Genomic DNA, 17,162 nt, shown 5'->3' on the forward strand with positions numbered 1-17,162 from the left:
ATTTAAAAACAGATTCGATTCACAGGCAACTAACAAATGCATAGTCTATTCACCTTCAGTAGATGATGAGTTAGTTAGAGTATATTTTTTGTACCACCAGATGATGTGAAAAATGGCTGTATAGCAATGATTTTGTCTCACTCTATACAGCCATTGATTGTGTGCGTAAGCTGTTTATATTTTACAACGGAATATTGCCGTGTTTTTTCTTAGGCAAAGTAGCCACTTTATTTTCGAGCATTTTGAAAGCCTTGATTAACTTTGCGCGGGTTTGCTCTGGCATAATTACTTCATCGACATAGCCACGGTGGGCAGCACGGTAAGGAGTAGCAAACTTGCGGGTATACTCATCTACTTTTTCCTGTAGTTTAGCTTCTGGGTCGGCAGCCTCGGCTATTTCACGTTTAAAAATAATTTCAGAAGCCCCTTTAGCGCCCATTACTGCAATTTCGGCAGTTGGCCAGGCGTAGTTCATGTCTGCCCCAATGTGCTTAGAGTTCATTACATCATAAGCTCCACCATAAGCCTTGCGGGTGATCACTGTAATACGTGGTACAGTAGCCTCACAGAAAGCGTACAATAGCTTGGCACCGTTGGTGATGATACCTTTCCATTCTTGGTCGGTACCTGGCAAGAAACCTGGCACATCTTCCAAGACCAGTAAAGGAATATTAAATGAATCACAGAACCGCACAAAACGACCTGCTTTAGTACTGGCGTTGATGTCTAATACCCCGGCAAGCACTGCAGGTTGGTTGCCCACAATACCAATGCTGCGCCCACCCAAACGGGCAAAACCTACCACAATATTTTCGGCAAAATCTTTATGTACTTCCAAAAAACTGTCCGTGTCTACCAACTCCTCTATTACCTCGCGCATATCATAAGGTTGGTTAGGATTGGCAGGAATCACCTCATTCAATTTGCTGCGTAGTTCATCTCCATTGCTTTCGTAAGGCAACATAGGGGGAGTTTCTTCGCAGTTTTGAGGAATGTAACTCAACAACTGTTTAAGGTTGTTAATACAAGCTACTTCGTTGGCGCAAGAGAAATGCGTGACCCCACTTTTGGTGCTATGAGTGCTGGCACCACCCAGCTCTTCAGAGGTTACCTCTTCGTTGGTAACCGTTTTTACTACTTTGGGACCAGTTACAAACATATAAGAGGTATTTTCTACCATCATAATAAAATCGGTAATGGCTGGCGAGTATACAGCTCCACCCGCACAAGGTCCCATTACTGCCGAAATCTGAGGTATTACCCCTGAGGCAAGCGTGTTACGGTAAAAAATATCGGCGTATCCGGCAAGCGAAATGACCCCCTCCTGAATACGTGCTCCACCTGAGTCATTAAGTCCTATGACAGGTGCTCCATTTTCCATCGCCAAGTCCATAATTTTGCATATTTTCTCAGCGTAAGTTTCTGACAAAGAGCCGCCAAATACAGTGAAGTCTTGTGAAAACACATACACCAAACGCCCATGAACGGTGCCGTATCCAGTTACTACTCCGTCGCCCAGGTAATATTCTTCGCCCAAGCCAAAGTCTTTACAGCGGTGCATGACAAATTTCCCGATTTCTTCGAAAGAACCTTCATCTAAAAAAAGCTCAATACGCTCACGAGCGGTCAATTTGCCTTTTTTGTGCTGCGACTCTATGCGTTTCTCTCCACCACCTAACAATGCTTCGGCATTCTTACGGGCAAGTTCGTTAAATTTTGCTGTTAATGTTTCGTCCTGTTGGTTTGCTACAGTGTTTTCCATTGAATATATGCTAATATCTATGAATGACTAACCTTGATAACTTAAAATATTGATGATCAGTGAGTTGGCCTCAATATTTTTTGGGTAATTATTTTATAAGGGCTGAAAATACGAATAATTTGATGAAAATGAGGATTTACTCAGGTTTTAAGGAACGGAAAAAAAATAACTTTTCAGTTTGGAGGTGCTCTTTCATTCTGATGCTTCGTTACTTTTTTAGCCGTAGCTATGGCTACGCCTGCAAAAAGTGCCTCGTCTCAAAATAAAATCCCTCCCTCGAAATCAGTAATTTATTTTTTCACCATTCCTAAGTAGAATAACACCGAATTGTAATCTGCTATATTTTATCAAAAGTAGCTGAAAATCTACCTATAAATTCTGTAGAACCCAACATTTATATTATATTTAGAAACAAATGTGCTATTCAACCAAGGTTTGGCATAAATTGCGCTTGAATAAATTCGGTTGCTGTCAAATTTTTTTAAAATTATAACTCCTGAGCATTTATATGAAGCTAATACCAAAACTTACTGCTGCTCAAAGACTTAGAATTATTTCCACTACCATAGGTGTCCTTCTTTTGTCTGGGATTACCTACTTTTTTATTGCCTATCTGGAAACCAGCCAAAAGAAAAACAGCCTTGTAATTTTACAGGCGATTCGCACCGCAAAAAAGCAACAAATAGAGCAATTTTATCAACAATTGCGCAAAGATGCCAGGGTATACTCCAACCTTGATATTGTCACTTTCAGCCTTCGCAACTTTAGTCGGGCATTTTCTCAAGGAGGCATCAACAGCCAAAGGTACCGCCAAGTAGATTCGCTTTATCGCCTTAAGCTCGAAGCATTATTGGGAGCGCGTAGTTATCAAGATATTTATTTGGTCAATAATCGGGGAGATGTAGTTTTTTCGGTAAGGCAGCAAGAAGATTTTGGTACCAATATAGCCAGAGGAGCTTATCGTAACCAAATGATCAACAAGGCTTTTAACGATGGAAAAAATACCACTTCATTGACCGATTTTAGCAATTATAAACTGGTGGGCAGCAAGTTACCGATGGGCTTTGCATCTTCGCCAGTTTTTGACGACAATGGGGTACGTTTAGGTGTCATTATTATTAGGATATCGGCCAAACCCATTAATGCCATTCTTGAAGAAAAAATGGTGCATAACACCACTGCCATTCAACCCCGCATATTTATCATAGGGCAAGACTACAAACTTAGAGCTACCTCGTTGCCCGAAGAGTATAGCCTTTTGTTAGAAAAACGCTTGGTGTCTAACGCTGCCAGAGCTACCCTGGACACCAAGGGAGCTATAGAGTTTGACGATGACAAAAGAGAAGTAACCACCGCCAGCGACTACCTAAACATTAAAGCGCTTGATTGGCACCTTATGGTAGAACTGCCCAAAAGCAAAGCACGCCAGGGGCTCAACCTGATTGAGGTAGAAATTATATTCATTGTATTGTTGGTCATTCTGTTTTTTGTAGGGGTACTGTTTTTCTATAACAAAACCCTTAAAAAGCCAGTGGCTAAAGTAAAAGAAGTAATTGGCGATTTGTCGCAAGGGGTATTGCCTGACACCAAGTTGGACGACCAGTACGATGATATTAAAATACAGGCAACCATCAACGACTTGATCGAAGGTTTGAAAAAAACCTCCCATTTTGCTTCTGAGATAGGCAAGGGTAACCTTGAGGTGGATTTTAAACCCCTAAGCGAAAACGACGAACTAGGCAACGCTTTGCTGGGCATGCGCAACAACTTACGCCAAGTAGCTATAGAGGACAAAAAACGTAACTGGACTACCGAAGGGTTGGCAAAGTTTGGGGAGATTTTACGTTCTAACAACGACAACGTAGCAGAGCTTGCCTATAATATCATATCAAGCCTGGTTGATTATGTTGGTGCCAATCAAGGAGGGTTGTTTGTGCTCAATGATGAAAACAAAGACGATGTATACCTGGAGCTGTTGTCTGCTTACGCTTTTCAAACCAAAAAATACCACACCAAAAGAATTGAAATAGGAGAAGGAGTAACAGGGGAGGCTGTGCGTGAAAAACGCACCATTTATATGACTGACGTACCCGACGAATACGTGCAGATTACCTCAGGCCTGGGTGAAGCCAACCCCCGAAGTGTGTTGGTGGTGCCCATGAAGGTAAACGACCAAATTCACGGGGTGATAGAAATAGCTTCTTTTGAGACTTATGAAAAGTATCAGATAGGGTTGATAGAAAAACTAGCCGAAAGCATTGCTTCTACTATAGCCAGCGTAAAAGTAAACGAACATACCAAAAAACTGGTACAGCAACTACGCACCTCCGAAGAAGAAATTCGTCAGAGTATGGAAGAGCTCCACGCTACCAAAGAGCAAATGGAGAACAAAGAGATTGAGCTTACCGGCCAACTCGATGCCATCAATAGCACATTGTCTACCATAGAGTTTGACAGCGAAGGGCATGTAAATACTGCCAATAACATTTTTCTGGACTCTATGGAGTATACCCATGACGGGCTGGCAAGGCAACCCCATAAAATATTGGTAGACCCAGACTACAGCCAAACCAACGAATACAAAGGGTTTTGGGCGGCGCTTAAAAAAGGTGAAAGTCAGTCAGGAGAGTATAAATATGTGACCAGCACTGGCAAAGAAATTTGGTTTAATGCTACTTACACGCCAGTAAAAGATGCCGCAGGGGGCATTTATAAAATTATAGCCCTGGCTACCAATATTACTGCGCAAAAGAAAATGGCGCTTGACTTTGAGGGGCAACTGGCAGCCATTTATAAGTCGAACATGGTGGTAGAGTATGATATGCAGGGTAGGATAATGTATGCCAATGAGGATTTTCTAAAACTGGTAGAGTATAATTTGGGTGAAGTACACGAAGAGCCACACACAGTTTTTATTCCTGAAGAAGACCACGACAGCCCTGACCTACACGCTTTTTGGGCAGACTTGCGCCGGGGAAACTATCAGGCAGATGCAGTACGACGCAAGACTAAATCGGGTAAAATTATATGGACAAGAGGAAGCTTTAACCCTATACTCGACCTGAGCGGGCAGCCTTACAAAATCGTAGAGTTTACTCAAGACATTACGTACCACCGTGAGCTTCAGGCAAAAACTGCCGAGCAATTAGAAGCCATTCAGGTAAAGGAGAAAGAGCTGACCGAAAATGTAGATAAACTGAATGAGGTGCAAGAGGAAATGCGTCAGAAAGAGGCGGATATGGCAGCACACCTCAATGCCATTGACCGTACTTTGGCAACAGTAGAGTATGACTTAAGAGGGTTTTTCAAAAAAGCCAACCATCAATACCTCAATACTATGGGGTATACTATGGAGGAGCTGGACGGGCAACACGACCAAATACTGGTAGACCCCGAAGAAGCCGAAGGCGATGAGTATCAAGGGTTTTGGAAAAGCCTGAAACGCGATGGAGAGCGTTCAGGTGAGTTTAGACGTATCTCTAAATCGGGCAAAGAAATATGGTGGCAAGCTACCTTTACTTTGGCCTTTACAGCAAAACGTAAACCCTACAAAGTAATTATGCTGGCACGCGATATTACTGCCCAAAAACAGGAGAGTTTGGATGTAGAAGGACAACTAAAGGCCATTCGCAAGTCGAATGGAGTAATGGAGCTGGATATAGAGGGTAAAATACTGAGTATTAACGATATATACCTGGAAGCTTTAGACTATACCGAAGAAGAGGTATTGGGCAAAGACCATAAATTGTTTGTAAAAGAAGAAGAAAAGCACAGTGCAGATTTTACGGCGTTTTGGATGGAAATGGTGCACGGAAGGTTTAAAACCGGGGTGTTTGAAAAAGTATGCAAAGATGGTAGTATTCGTTGGTTTAGAGGGAGTTATAACCCTATTTTTGACCTCAAAGGCAAGGCGTACAAGATTGTTCATTTTGCCCAGGATGTAACCGAAGCCAAACAACTTGAAGCCGAAGCTTTACAACAAGCCGAAGAGTTGCGTACCCAGGAAGAAGAAATCCGCCAGAATATGGAGGAAATCACAGCAGTACAAGAAGATATGAAACGCAATAGTATGGAGATGGAAGCCGCTCTGGAAGCTATAGACCATACCCTTGCCACGGCTGAACTCGACCTAAGCGCTACTTTTATGAAAGCCAATACCATTTTTGCCGACTTGGTAAACTTTAAGGTAGATGAGTTGATTGGCAAAAACTTTAGAATGTTGGTAGAACCTAAATTTGCCAAAACTGACGAGTATCTAGCCCTTTGGGACAAACTTGCGAACGGGTTGGCACAAGAAGGAGAGATAAGGCTCATTACCAAAGACCACAAAGAGGTATGGGCAAATGTTACCTATACGCCAGCAAAAAACTCTTATGGTACTATCTACAAAATTTTGGTATTGGTAAATGATATTAGTGAACTCAAACACGTAACGCTTGATTTTCAGGGCATGCTCAAGGCTTTTAACCAAACCAATCTCATGGTGGAGTATGATTTGAACGGAATGGTCACTAATGTCAATGATCGCTTTTTGGAACTGATGCATTACGAAAAAGGGGAGGTGTTGGGCAAACACCATAAAATATTTGTGAGTGATACCGAAAAGAAGACAAAGAAATACAAAGATTTTTGGCAGGGAATACTGGCTGGTGAAGACAAGTCTGGTGACTTTCTAAGGGTAGACAACGAAGGCAATAAGTTGTGGTTTAAAGGAAGTTACCATCCCATTCCGGATGCTACCGGAGCCCCCTGTAAAGTGGTAAATTATGCAATGGATATTACTGAATACAAACATTCAGTGATAGAAATGGAGAAGCTAATTGCCAACAACCAAAACAACCATAAGAAATAAAAAAGGTAAATAACCTGACTGGTAGGCTGGTATCTGACATAAGTTCGCATAAAACCTTACATCTACCCCCTCAAATACGCTCGCACTATTGTACTTAACATCTTATTTTTGCTTTTTTGGTATACAAAAAAACAGGGTTTGTAAAAAAAACACATCTTTTAGTTGTCTCCAGACGAACACAACTACAGCTATTCACTATCGTATCATTTCAATTTTTTGAAAAATAATAACAAAAATGAATCAACTTAAAACATTATTAGTAGGTGTATTTGTCATATCATTATTAACTGCCTGTGATACTTTATTAATTGCTACCCGTACTTCTGGGGGTTCGTCGGGTACCCGTACTGGAGGAAGCAGCACTACTGGAGGCGGTAGTTCGTCTACCAGCGGGGGAAGCTCTTCTACTGGTAGTGGTGGTAGTAGTAGCAATGTAGCTTCTGTGTTGAATGGTAAAGCCTCTTATTATCATGACAAGTTTCACGGACGTAGAACCGCCAGCGGGCAAACATACAACAAGTATGCTTTGACTGCCGCCCATAAAACATTGCCTTTTAATACAAAAATTGAGGTACGTAATCTTAAAAATAACCGTAAAGTATTGGTTGTGATCAACGACCGCCTGCCGCGTACTTCTACTCGTTCTATTGACTTATCGCGTGCGGCTGCCGAGCGCATCGGAATGGTAAGAGATGGTGTAGTGAGGGTAGAGATGAAAGTATTGAGGCGATAGAATTTATATTCTAAAGAAAAAAACGAGATGGCAACACCATCTCGTTTTTTTTTCCTAACCACAAAGCTTATTAAATATCTTTGGTTAGTATTTATTCAAACCAAAGACCAAAAATACATGTTGTTAAAAAATAAAACGTAAGTTATTGATAACCAAAATGTTTTTTTGTAAAAAAAATTGGCTTAAAATAAGAGAGGCTAAGTGCAAGTTTTTTGTACGATATATCGTGTTTTTGGCGGTATTTCGTTAGCTACCAAAAAGCAAGCGATTGTACTCATGTTATGGATGTAGCTGAGTGGCTTGTATTGGGCAAGTAAATAAACAAGCGCTTAAAAACAACCTTCTTGAGTTAAGAAGGTTGCTTCGAAATAAAGTATAAAAAAGAAGCTTAGGAACATGTTCAAAATAAGTGTCGAGATTGAGGGCATAAACTCAAGGCTGACTGAGGCACTTTTTGCGGGCATAGCAGCGCTACGGACAATAAAAGCTCATAGATACTATCTTAAAAAACAAATAATTTAATATAAATATTTTAAGATTTTGAATATATACCAACAACTGGTTATATTTGCATTAACCCAAAAGGAGCTGCTTTAGCAGTTACCTAGTGTAGGAGGGCATTTTGCTCTTCTACAGTTTTGTTATTAATGCTGTAATCAAAGTCCTCATCTTTTTTCCATAATGTGTACATCATACACAAGAGCTTCCGTTGTACTGCAGTGTAGCCTTTCATTTTCTCTTTAGTTCTCTCAAAAACCCGGTTGTACAAATTCAGAAAAACACCCTCAACATTTATAGCGTTAAATGCTGGCATACATAAAATACGCCTTATGTGAGCATTTCCCTGTTTTGAAATCTTTGTTTTTCCTTTGCGGGTGCCCGATTCGTTTTCCACAATATCGTACCCGGCATAACTGGTAAGCTGCTTTTCACTTGTAAATAGCTCAAAACCATTAGTTTCGGCGACAACTACTGCTGCGGTAAGCAAGCCAACCCCATGAATACTGGTTAAATGTTTTATTTTTTCATGCAGCTTTTCATCTTCTTTGACTGTAGCTTCTATTTGATCATGTGTTTGATCTCGTTGTTTCTCGAGGAACTTAATCTGAGCTTTGAGTTGTTTGGCAACAAACTTATCAGGGTTATGACTATAATCAAGCGCATGTAAGCGATTCCGACTTTGAGTAAGGTCTTTTTGTATAGTTTCGTGGTGACGGGTAAGAGAACGTAATGCCTGCATAGAGGAAGATATTGGTTGCCAGGCCCTTAAGTCTTTGACTAGAACCATTTTAGCTAACCCTTGAGCATCTATTTTATCAGTTTTACTCCGAATCCCTTCGCCCTTCATAAAGTCCTTTGCCTGGCTAGGCAAGGCGACAACAACCTTTACAGATTTGTCATAGAGAAACCACGCCAAATTTTCATGATAAACCCCAGTAGCCTCCATTAAGTATTCTATATCTTCACAGTCATGCTTGCCCAAGTGTTTTTGACTCCAGCTCCAATATTTCTCAAAGCCAGAGGGGGTATTAGAGAACTTGGAACTGGCTAAAACCTTGTATTTCTTTTTACCCTCAAAACCCATGATACAAGCACTAAAATCCGATTTTGCTATGTCCATGCCCAGACCCATTTGAATGTATGAGTGTTTTTTCATTTATCCACCATTTAAGTTGAAATTCCCGATTTATCGGGGGAACCATACCATTTATTGAAGCCTATCTTACTCAATGTTACTTATTAGAACGCGGGCTATAAAACGCATTTATGCCTTAGATACTTAATTCTATTTCGGAGTAGAAAAACAGGTAGCATATATCTACGAGTCTGTATCTATCGTATGATAGTACTTAGTCCCCTTTATAGAAAAAGAGTTTATTGATCTGTTGACTACCTGTTATTTAGGCTTTTATTGTTAACGTTATATTGTACTTTTTTTATTTAATACAAAGGTATAAGTCCCGGCGGAACTGCCGGGGTAACGAAAGTCAGGAAAGAGGATATGTTCTAAACCGGACAGTTATTGCGATCACGTTCCTTAATCAAACAATTCTTCGTCGCGCTCAAGCATCAGTATAGAGTTTTGCGGTACAATGTAGTACTTCTCGCCTTCGTATTGTACCTCGTGTGAGCCATTGAGCAGAAAAATAGCCAAGTCACCTTCTTTCACCTGTAAAGGTACATATTGCGCTTTTTCATTGTTTTCTTTCCAGGGTTCATCTTGTTGGTTGGTGGGCAACGGAATAGGGTATCCTGGACCTACCTTGATAACATATCCACTTTGTGTTTTTTCCTTTTCCTGCACTCCAGGAGGTAAATAAAGCCCACTCTTGGTTTTATCAGCAGGGCTTTTTGGGCGAATCAACACCCGATCGCCTACAATTACCAACTTTTTCAATTTATTGTCTTCAGTCAAAATCATTTGAATTACTTTAAGTCATACTTTTTTGTGAAAAAATCAATCTCCACGCATGCTGGAGTAGTGGCAAAATTAAATGAATTTCTCTTGAGGTATAGAATTTTAGGGTTGAAAAATTACCTGCATTGCCCCCCAGAATTCAACTCAAGAGGAGTTCAATATAAACTACATACCGCTCAAAAAGTTATACCCTGCCCATGTGATGAACAATCCATATACTTTATTTACTTTTACAGCATAAAACACAACAATTAAATTGATTTTAAAGATATGAGTAAAATAATTGCCCAAATATCAAAAAATACAATGCTGTTAGCCCTGTTGTGCCTGTTGGCATTGCCTGGCTGGAGCCAAAAAAAATACAGTAATCTGCGCCAGGCATTGACGGCTGGTTTGAGCGGGTCTAATGGTCCTCGTAGCGTAAACTGGATCAACAATGGAGAGACTTTTTCTTATATAGAAAGCCGTGGAGTAATCAAAGCATTTAGCCCTAAAACCAAAAAAGAATCCTTGGTGTTTGAGGCCAAAAAAATGAAGTTTCCAGGTACTGACAAACCGTTTCGATATAGCGCGTTTGAGTTTTCTAAAGACTCTAAGTACTTGTTGTTTAAGAGTAATTTTCGTCCGGTATGGCGTCGTTCGGGCATTGCTGATTATTACTTTTATTCTATCAAAGACAAAACCCTTAAGTTGGTCGCTAAAGATGCCCAAACTGCCCAGTTATCGCCCAATGGCAAAAAAGTAGGCTATGAGCGTAAAGGAGATTTGTTTGTGTATGACTTTGCCACTAAAAAAGAAACCCAGCTAACCAATGATGGCGACGAAAAAAACTTCTTGTATAATGGGCGTTATGGTTGGGCTTACGAAGAAGAATTTGGTTTGGCGCAAGCCTGGACTTGGTCGCCCGATAGCAAGCAAATTGCTTTTTGGCAAACAGACGAGCGTCAAGTACCTGTTTTTCAGATGACCGACTATAGCAAAACCCACAAAGAATGGGTAAAAATAAAGTACCCTCAAGTAGGAGACAAAAACCCTATAGTAAAAATTGGCGTGGTAGACCTTGCCCAAAAAAGCCGCCAGTGGATGGAGGTAGCTTTAGGCGATGGTTATGTACCTCGCTTATACTGGACCTCGGTGCCAGGGCAGCTTGCTGTAGTGCATCTCAATCGGGCTCAAACCCACCTTCAGTTGTTTTTTCATAATACCAAAACTGGCAAGGGTAAAAGAGTGATGGAAGAAAAAAGTAAAGTATGGATAGATGTATTCGATTTTTTTGCGGGCATCAATCACTTGTTCTTTTTTCCTGAAGATAGCAAAGAGTTTTTCTGGATTTCTGACCGCGATGGCTGGAGTCATCTGTACCGTTACAACTACGACGGCAAGCTGCTAAACCAGGTAACCAAGGGCAATTGGGAAGTAACCAATGTGTATAATGTAGACAGCAAGCGCAAGAAGATATATTATGCCTCAACCGAAAAATCTCCTCTTGAACGCCACCTTTACAGCATCGATTTTAAAGGCAAACGTAAAAAACAATTGACCAAAACTGCTGGGCGTCATTTTATCAATTTCTCGCCTAACAGTCAATATTACATAGATCGTTACTCAAATGTAGACACTCCTACGCAAGTAGAACTGTGGAGTACCAAGGGCAAGAAAATAAAGTCTTTGGAAACCAACAAAAGAGTGAAAAAGAAAACTGCTTCGGGCTACTTTAAACAAGAGCTGATGAATTTTAAAGCCTCTGACGGGCAAATGATTGATATTTTTGTAATCAAGCCACAGGGTTTCAACAAAAACAAAAAATATCCTTTGGTGGTAGATATTTATGGAGGACCTGGCTCTCAGTCGGTATACAACCAATTTGCTGCCAATGGCTGGCAACAATACCTTGCCCAGGAAGGCTACATAGTGATGAGTGTAAACAACCGTGGAAGCGGAGGTTATGGGAGCAAATTTGAGAAAGTAGTATATAAAAACCTGGGACACAATGAGGCTAAAGACTTTGCAGAAGCTGCCAAATTTATGGCCACCAAATCGTGGGTAGACGGCAACCGCATGGCAATTCGTGGGCACAGCTACGGAGGTTATATGGCGAGTTTTACCCAGCTTAACTACCCCGAAGTATTTAAAGTAGCTATAGTAACTGCCCCTGTAACAGACTGGCGCTTGTACGATAGCATCTACACGGAGCGCTATATGGGTTTATTGGGCGACAATGAGCAAGGCTACATCAATAGCTCAGTAATGAAGTACGCCAAAAAATACAAAGGCAGAATGTTACTTTCGCACTCTACTATGGACGAAAATGTGCACGTGCAAAACACCTTCCAATTGATGAAGGCATTGACTGACAAGGGGCAAGACGTAGATATGAGAATTTACCCACCGGGGGCGCACGGTGTAGCCTATAGTGGTACCAGTTATTTCTTGCTATATGGAGTATATGTCGACTATTTGAACCAATACCTTAAATAGCAAGTTTGACAAAAAAGCAATCATAAAAAAGGCAACGCTATCAAAGTGTTGCCTTTTTTTAAGTAAAATTAATTATTTGACATCTGGTAATCAGGTATTTACCATTTGCTGAGTTTGGCTAACCATACCACATCATTGCGCCACAAATCAGTCACTTATTGGGTCAGTCCGGTGAGTATTGCATCAAAATGAGCCTGCTTTTTTTTATGGGCAATCAAAAAGTAACGAACCTCCGGGGCATTTTCGGGTGCCCAAACCTGTTGGAGCTTAGAAGCCTCCACAAAATGGTTAATCTCGTGCTCTAGGGCAATGGCTACACCAGGGGTTTGACACAACTCATTCAACATCAAAAAACTATTGGGAATGGTATAATTGGTGAAAATTCGTGGGCGTCGTTTGTTGAAACAGTGCAACCAAAAAAGTTTGATATAATGGTTGGTAGCCGAATGCGAAAACCAAACCTGGTTTTCCAGCCAAGCCTCTATCTCTGCAAAGTTGTGTTGGGCAATGGGCTGGGCAACTGACTGTAAATCTACATTGGGGTGGGCTACCACACACATAGAGGTTTGAAATATGGGTGCAGTCAACGTGTCAAATGTATTCACCTCCTTATCTACAATGGCATAGTCGAGTTTTCTTTCGTTGACCAGTTCAAACAACCCCTGGCTGGATTCCTCAAATTGAAAGGAAATATGTTGCCCTATGGAAGGTAGTTTGCCCGAAAACAGGGCGTGGTATGCGTGGGGGCTCATACCCAAAGAAAAAAACTGACTTTCTTTTGCTGCTCGCTTGTTATAAAATGCCTCTACTGCTTCTAGTTTATCCAACGCATCAATAATGAGGTTATTCAAAAACTTAGCGTTTTCGGTAGGCTCTACCCCTTTCGACTTTCGGTAAAACAACTTGTGCCCCACGGCAGCCTCAAGCATACTTATTTGGTTGCTTACCGCTGGCTGGCTCATAAACAACTCTTTGGCAGCTCTTGAGTAGTTTTTATGCTTGTAAACTGCCTTAAATGTACGGTACCATTCTAAACTTACCATCACTGTGATATAATTTTATTGATAACAAAGCTAAAACATCTTATTTCATTTTAAATCATGAACGCCGTAATTTTGTCTCAGATTTAGTTGATAAGCAATGGTTGCAGCCTTAAGTGTTTACTTATTAACAAAAATAAAATGCTGGCATAATCTCCAAAAGAAATATGAGTTTCCAGCAAGGTAGATTTTAAGTATTTAGAAAAGTTAAAAAGAAAAATGAAAAAAGTAGCATTTATTACAGGCGCTAACAAAGGTATAGGTTTTGAAGCAAGCCGTCAACTGGCAAAAAAGGGCATCACAGTAATTATGGGAAGCCGCAGCGACCAACGCGGAAAACAAGCAAGTGAGCAGCTAAAGTCTGAAGGTTTGGATGTAGAATTTTTGAAGTTGGATATAACCCAGCCAGAGAGTTTTGATGAAGCAAAAAAATACATTGATGAAAAATACGGACAGTTGGATATATTGGTAAACAATGCCGGAATTATTCACAGTGAAGAAAGCTGGGGAGAGAACACTACTGAAACGGTTTCTTTAGAAGCCCTGAGGCAAACTTTTGAGGTAAATTTCTTTGGGTTGGTAGCCTTGACCCAAAAGCTGTTACCCTTGATTAGAAAAAGCAAACAGGGGTATATTACCAACGTGTCGAGTATTTTGGGGTCGGTCAATGTACAAAACGACGCCGAATCGGGTTGGTATGGTGTCAAACCATTTGCCTACAATGCTTCCAAAACAGCCTTAAACTCTTTTACAGTGCATTTAGTAGCCTTATTAAAAGACACAAATATTAAGGTAAACTCGGCGCACCCTGGTTGGGTAAAAACCGACTTGGGCACCGATGCAGCACCTATGGATGTAGTATCAGGTGCTAAAACATTGGTCAATTTATCGTTGGAAGAAAAGACCAGTTTTACTGGCAAATTTATTCACCTCGACGAAGAGGTGCCCTGGTAATTTGAGTATTTCATTAGTGAGTGATAAAAAGGAGGTTTTTGATAGCCTTCTTTTTTGCTTTTTACCTAAAGCAAAAAAAACACCCTGCTCCATCAAATCTTCCGTAGGAGACTTGAAAAGCTTGAATGAATGGAAGTATCGATCCTTACAAGACAAGTTTTCCTTGTGCAATAAAACCTCAAAGTACTTAGAGAAATAGGCAAGGGTTGTATTTGTAGGGGATTCTTTCGTTGAAAGCTCGTTTTACTAAAATTGCTTTGGCAAAAAATACACTCGCTCTTTCAAGTCTTCCGTAGGTTAAATAAATGGAAGCCGCTAGACTTCTTTGTGTAGCAAGCCAGTTTTACCTAAGTTAATTTGAGTCTAGTCTAAACAAAAGAGTCCCTAATAATGAACTTACTCCCATTGACAAACAACCCAAGCTGGCAAGGGACTTATGAGCATTTGCTTATTGGTCAATACTACCAACTCATAATTGCTCCATCAGCACATGTTGAGTTTGAATTCAGGTTCCCAATCCTCCTTCTAATTAAACAAACAATCACCAAAGGGATAGATTTTGATATAGCAATTCGGGATTTTCTTAAAAAATACCCTAAAGTAAAATACTTTCTGGCTGGTGCAGCTGCGCTCATCATGATTTTAACTATTATTGAAGATATTTTAACTTTTGGGGCTGGCATAGCTGATGACCCAGCATCATTTGCTTTAGCTTGGGCTTTGATCAAAGCAGCCACCCGCTAAACTTACTACAAACTATGCTCAATTGCTTTAGCATTTTTGCCCAAACTACTCAGGCATCACCTCAGTTTATGCAGGCAATGGATCAGCAGCTCACCAGCGAGTTTCGTCAACTTACTCAAGGGGTCGACATCCATCGATTCGCGTTGACTCCTACTTCGGTTATAGAAAGGAGTTTCACTATCAAATTTTTAGAAGGTGTTTCTATACTTGCCTGTAACTTATCAGCGCCAGCTGGACCAGCCTACTCTATAAGCATTGGGTGGCAAAGTATTCCTACAGGTCGTCAAATTTTCCCTCAAGATGATATACAGGCAGGTGAAATTCGGTTTGAGTGGCAACAACTCCCTGCACAACAAATATTTAAGCAATTTGGGTATCCGTTGCCCCTACCTTTTGATACCACTCCTTTTCCCTTTATAATAGAATACTGGGAAGCTCCGTTACCTGATGTTCACCTGTATATTGAATTTACAGAAGCACCTCCCTCTAAAACTGAAGAGATACTGTACAAGGTACTTGACCAAGAGCTGGCTACTTGGGGGGAATTGAATGAGTATTTACAGGAGAATAACCAACCATATGCAGGATTTATCCATAGCCTGGGGGAGGTTGAGCACGTAAACAGACAACACTTCTGTTTTCGGGTAGATTTGGGCTCTGCATTGTTCCATGGTTTGCAAAAAATTTTGCAAATACTTAGCCACGCTTCCATTGCTCCACTGATCTGCAAGGTTAAGGTCAGTTAGCACCTCCGTCTAGGGTTTCTCCATTTTTCGCAAAAGACTTGAATAAATGGAAGTTTTCAGACTTCCTTGCGAAGTAAGCCAGTTTTACTAAAGCTGATTTGAGTCTGACCTAAATAGCCTAGCTATTGTAGAACTCAACTACCTGGAAACAACTTATTACCCAAACCCTAGGCTAGGGGGGATAAACTAGCACGAAAAGTTACTTTTTGCATATTCCTAAAGCAAAAAAAACACCCTGAATAATCAGTGTGCTTTTATTAAAAATATTGAGGGAATTATTAATCTTTGTTCGTTTTAAAACTATACTATCTATTTTGCCTGATGGTAAATGTTTTCATAAGTAAGTACATTTGGCAGGTCAAATCTCTCCCCCCTTGCTTCATTTTTTTTAAAAAAAATTTTCTGATAGGACTTTTATGGGGTTGTCGGTTTTAACCAGGTTTAAAAAAATGCTTTTTTGCAAAAAAAGTCACAGTAAAGCCAAACAAGCCTGTTTTTTGCTTGTATTCTCCCGCAAAACTTTTCTTGAAGTTGTACAAAATGAAGCGCTATATTTGGCTAGAGTGCCAGATAAAGCTTAACTTTGCACAATTTTTAATATCTTATAAATAAACATTTGTAATGTTAACTAGCGAGCAATTTGATGAAGGAGTCGCTTACGCAGAGAAAAACTTTACCGAAGACGTAGACTCTCATTTGTATTTAGACAAAATGCTGATCAAGCAACAGTTTGACCTGAGCAATAAAAAAGTCCTTGATTTTGGTTGTGGTATGGGAGGCATGGCACTATGGTATGCCACTGCTTATGACAATTGCCAGGTATACGGTTTAGACATTGATTCGCACCATATCAAGATTACCGAACATTTGATAAACAAACACAACATTCCTAACATTGTATGCGAAAAACGTAATATTTTGGACGACCCCTTGCGCGATGATGAACGCTTTGACTACATTTTCTTCAACGATGTAGTAGAGCACATTCAATTGCCTATACTCACCGAAATATTCAAGCAAGTGAGCCAACACTTGACCGAAAACGGAAAAATATTTGTAACCTACCCACCTTGGGCAGGTCCTTATGCTTCACACGTAACCAAAGATGTAGGCATTTATTGGTGCCAGTTTTTGCCCGAAAAAATGTTGATGAATCGCATTGCAAAGAACAACCGCACTATAGTAGGCGACCTTGAGTCTGACCTGGTGAGTGTATACAAAGGCTTGAATCACTTGACCCACAAAAAAATGAAAAAAGTGATTGCTTCGACTCATTTAAAACTTACCAGTCGTAAAACGCATAGTATTTTGAACAAGTTACCTTTAATGAAAAACTTGAACGTCAATTTTTTTCCGTTCAACTACTTGGTAACCAAAGAGTTTTTGTTGCTTGAGCAGCCTAAATAAAGGATGAAGCCTGAGCCATAAGCGGTA

11 protein-coding genes are annotated in these 17,162 nt (G+C 40.4%); 7 read left to right on the forward strand and 4 right to left on the reverse strand.

The genetic code is table 11. The features are described 5' to 3' along the window. Positions 1-181: 181 nt before the first annotated feature. Positions 182-1,762 (reverse strand): acyl-CoA carboxylase subunit beta, encoded by a 1,581-nt coding sequence (locus M23134_RS15765; RefSeq protein ID WP_002697843.1) that lies wholly within the window; start codon positions 1,760-1,762, stop codon positions 182-184. A gap of 508 nt (positions 1,763-2,270) precedes the next feature. Between M23134_RS15765 and M23134_RS15770 the strand changes: the two genes are divergently transcribed. Both M23134_RS15770 and M23134_RS38295 read left to right on the forward strand, forming a co-directional pair. Then, positions 2,271-6,614, forward strand: coding sequence for a PAS domain S-box protein (locus M23134_RS15770; RefSeq protein WP_002697845.1), 4,344 nt, complete (start codon positions 2,271-2,273; stop codon positions 6,612-6,614). Positions 6,615-6,849: 235 nt separating this feature from the next. After that, positions 6,850-7,347, forward strand: a complete 498-nt coding sequence (locus M23134_RS38295) for a septal ring lytic transglycosylase RlpA family protein (RefSeq protein ID WP_002697847.1) — start codon at positions 6,850-6,852, stop codon at positions 7,345-7,347. Between the two features lie 604 nt (positions 7,348-7,951). On the opposite strand, the gene M23134_RS15780 is transcribed toward M23134_RS38295, so the two are convergent. Continuing rightward, the gene (locus M23134_RS15780) at positions 7,952-9,004 is read right to left on the reverse strand and encodes an IS110 family RNA-guided transposase (RefSeq protein ID WP_002697850.1); all 1,053 of its coding nucleotides are present in this window, start codon (positions 9,002-9,004) and stop codon (positions 7,952-7,954) included. 381 nt (positions 9,005-9,385) lie between these two features. Beyond that, positions 9,386-9,769 (reverse strand): co-chaperone GroES, encoded by a 384-nt coding sequence (locus M23134_RS15785; protein WP_002697852.1) that lies wholly within the window; start codon positions 9,767-9,769, stop codon positions 9,386-9,388. A gap of 267 nt (positions 9,770-10,036) precedes the next feature. On the opposite strand from M23134_RS15785, the gene M23134_RS15790 reads away from it, so the two are divergent. Beyond that, on the forward strand, positions 10,037-12,244 hold the full coding sequence (locus tag M23134_RS15790; RefSeq protein ID WP_002697853.1) for a S9 family peptidase: 2,208 nt from the start codon (positions 10,037-10,039) through the stop codon (positions 12,242-12,244). A gap of 155 nt (positions 12,245-12,399) precedes the next feature. Here the strand turns inward: M23134_RS15790 and M23134_RS15795 are convergent, their stop codons facing one another. Then, the gene (locus M23134_RS15795; protein WP_002697856.1) at positions 12,400-13,287 is read right to left on the reverse strand and encodes a LysR family transcriptional regulator; all 888 of its coding nucleotides are present in this window, start codon (positions 13,285-13,287) and stop codon (positions 12,400-12,402) included. Between the two features lie 216 nt (positions 13,288-13,503). On the opposite strand from M23134_RS15795, the gene M23134_RS15800 reads away from it, so the two are divergent. From M23134_RS15800 to M23134_RS15815, 4 genes are all read left to right on the forward strand, one after another. Beyond that, entirely contained in the window at positions 13,504-14,238 is a 735-nt protein-coding gene (locus tag M23134_RS15800) for an SDR family oxidoreductase (RefSeq protein ID WP_002697857.1), read from the forward strand. Positions 14,239-14,643: 405 nt separating this feature from the next. Further along, entirely contained in the window at positions 14,644-14,982 is a 339-nt protein-coding gene (locus tag M23134_RS15805; protein ID WP_157558503.1) for a hypothetical protein, read from the forward strand. Positions 14,983-14,996: 14 nt separating this feature from the next. After that, entirely contained in the window at positions 14,997-15,728 is a 732-nt protein-coding gene (locus M23134_RS15810; RefSeq protein WP_002697863.1) for a hypothetical protein, read from the forward strand. 621 nt (positions 15,729-16,349) lie between these two features. Further along, entirely contained in the window at positions 16,350-17,135 is a 786-nt protein-coding gene (locus M23134_RS15815) for a class I SAM-dependent methyltransferase (protein ID WP_002697866.1), read from the forward strand. The last annotated feature ends 27 nt before the right edge of the window (positions 17,136-17,162 follow it).

The sequence above is a fragment of the Microscilla marina ATCC 23134 genome, from assembly GCF_000169175.1.
Taxonomy (GTDB): domain Bacteria; phylum Bacteroidota; class Bacteroidia; order Cytophagales; family Microscillaceae; genus Microscilla; species Microscilla marina.

Excerpts from the sequence above, each read along its gene's own strand:
- M23134_RS15810 (WP_002697863.1), top strand. The coding sequence starts at position 14,997 with ATGCTCAATTGCTTTAGCATTTTTGCCCAAACTACTCAGGCATCACCT.
- M23134_RS15785 (WP_002697852.1), bottom strand. The coding sequence starts at position 9,769 with ATGATTTTGACTGAAGACAATAAATTGAAAAAGTTGGTAATTGTAGGC.
- M23134_RS15815 (WP_002697866.1), top strand. The coding sequence starts at position 16,350 with ATGTTAACTAGCGAGCAATTTGATGAAGGAGTCGCTTACGCAGAGAAA.
- M23134_RS15770 (WP_002697845.1), top strand. The coding sequence starts at position 2,271 with ATGAAGCTAATACCAAAACTTACTGCTGCTCAAAGACTTAGAATTATT.
- M23134_RS15765 (WP_002697843.1), bottom strand. The coding sequence starts at position 1,762 with ATGGAAAACACTGTAGCAAACCAACAGGACGAAACATTAACAGCAAAA.
- M23134_RS15795 (WP_002697856.1), bottom strand. The coding sequence starts at position 13,287 with ATGGTAAGTTTAGAATGGTACCGTACATTTAAGGCAGTTTACAAGCAT.
- M23134_RS15800 (WP_002697857.1), top strand. The coding sequence starts at position 13,504 with ATGAAAAAAGTAGCATTTATTACAGGCGCTAACAAAGGTATAGGTTTT.
- M23134_RS15790 (WP_002697853.1), top strand. The coding sequence starts at position 10,037 with ATGAGTAAAATAATTGCCCAAATATCAAAAAATACAATGCTGTTAGCC.
- M23134_RS15780 (WP_002697850.1), bottom strand. The coding sequence starts at position 9,004 with ATGAAAAAACACTCATACATTCAAATGGGTCTGGGCATGGACATAGCA.
- M23134_RS38295 (WP_002697847.1), top strand. The coding sequence starts at position 6,850 with ATGAATCAACTTAAAACATTATTAGTAGGTGTATTTGTCATATCATTA.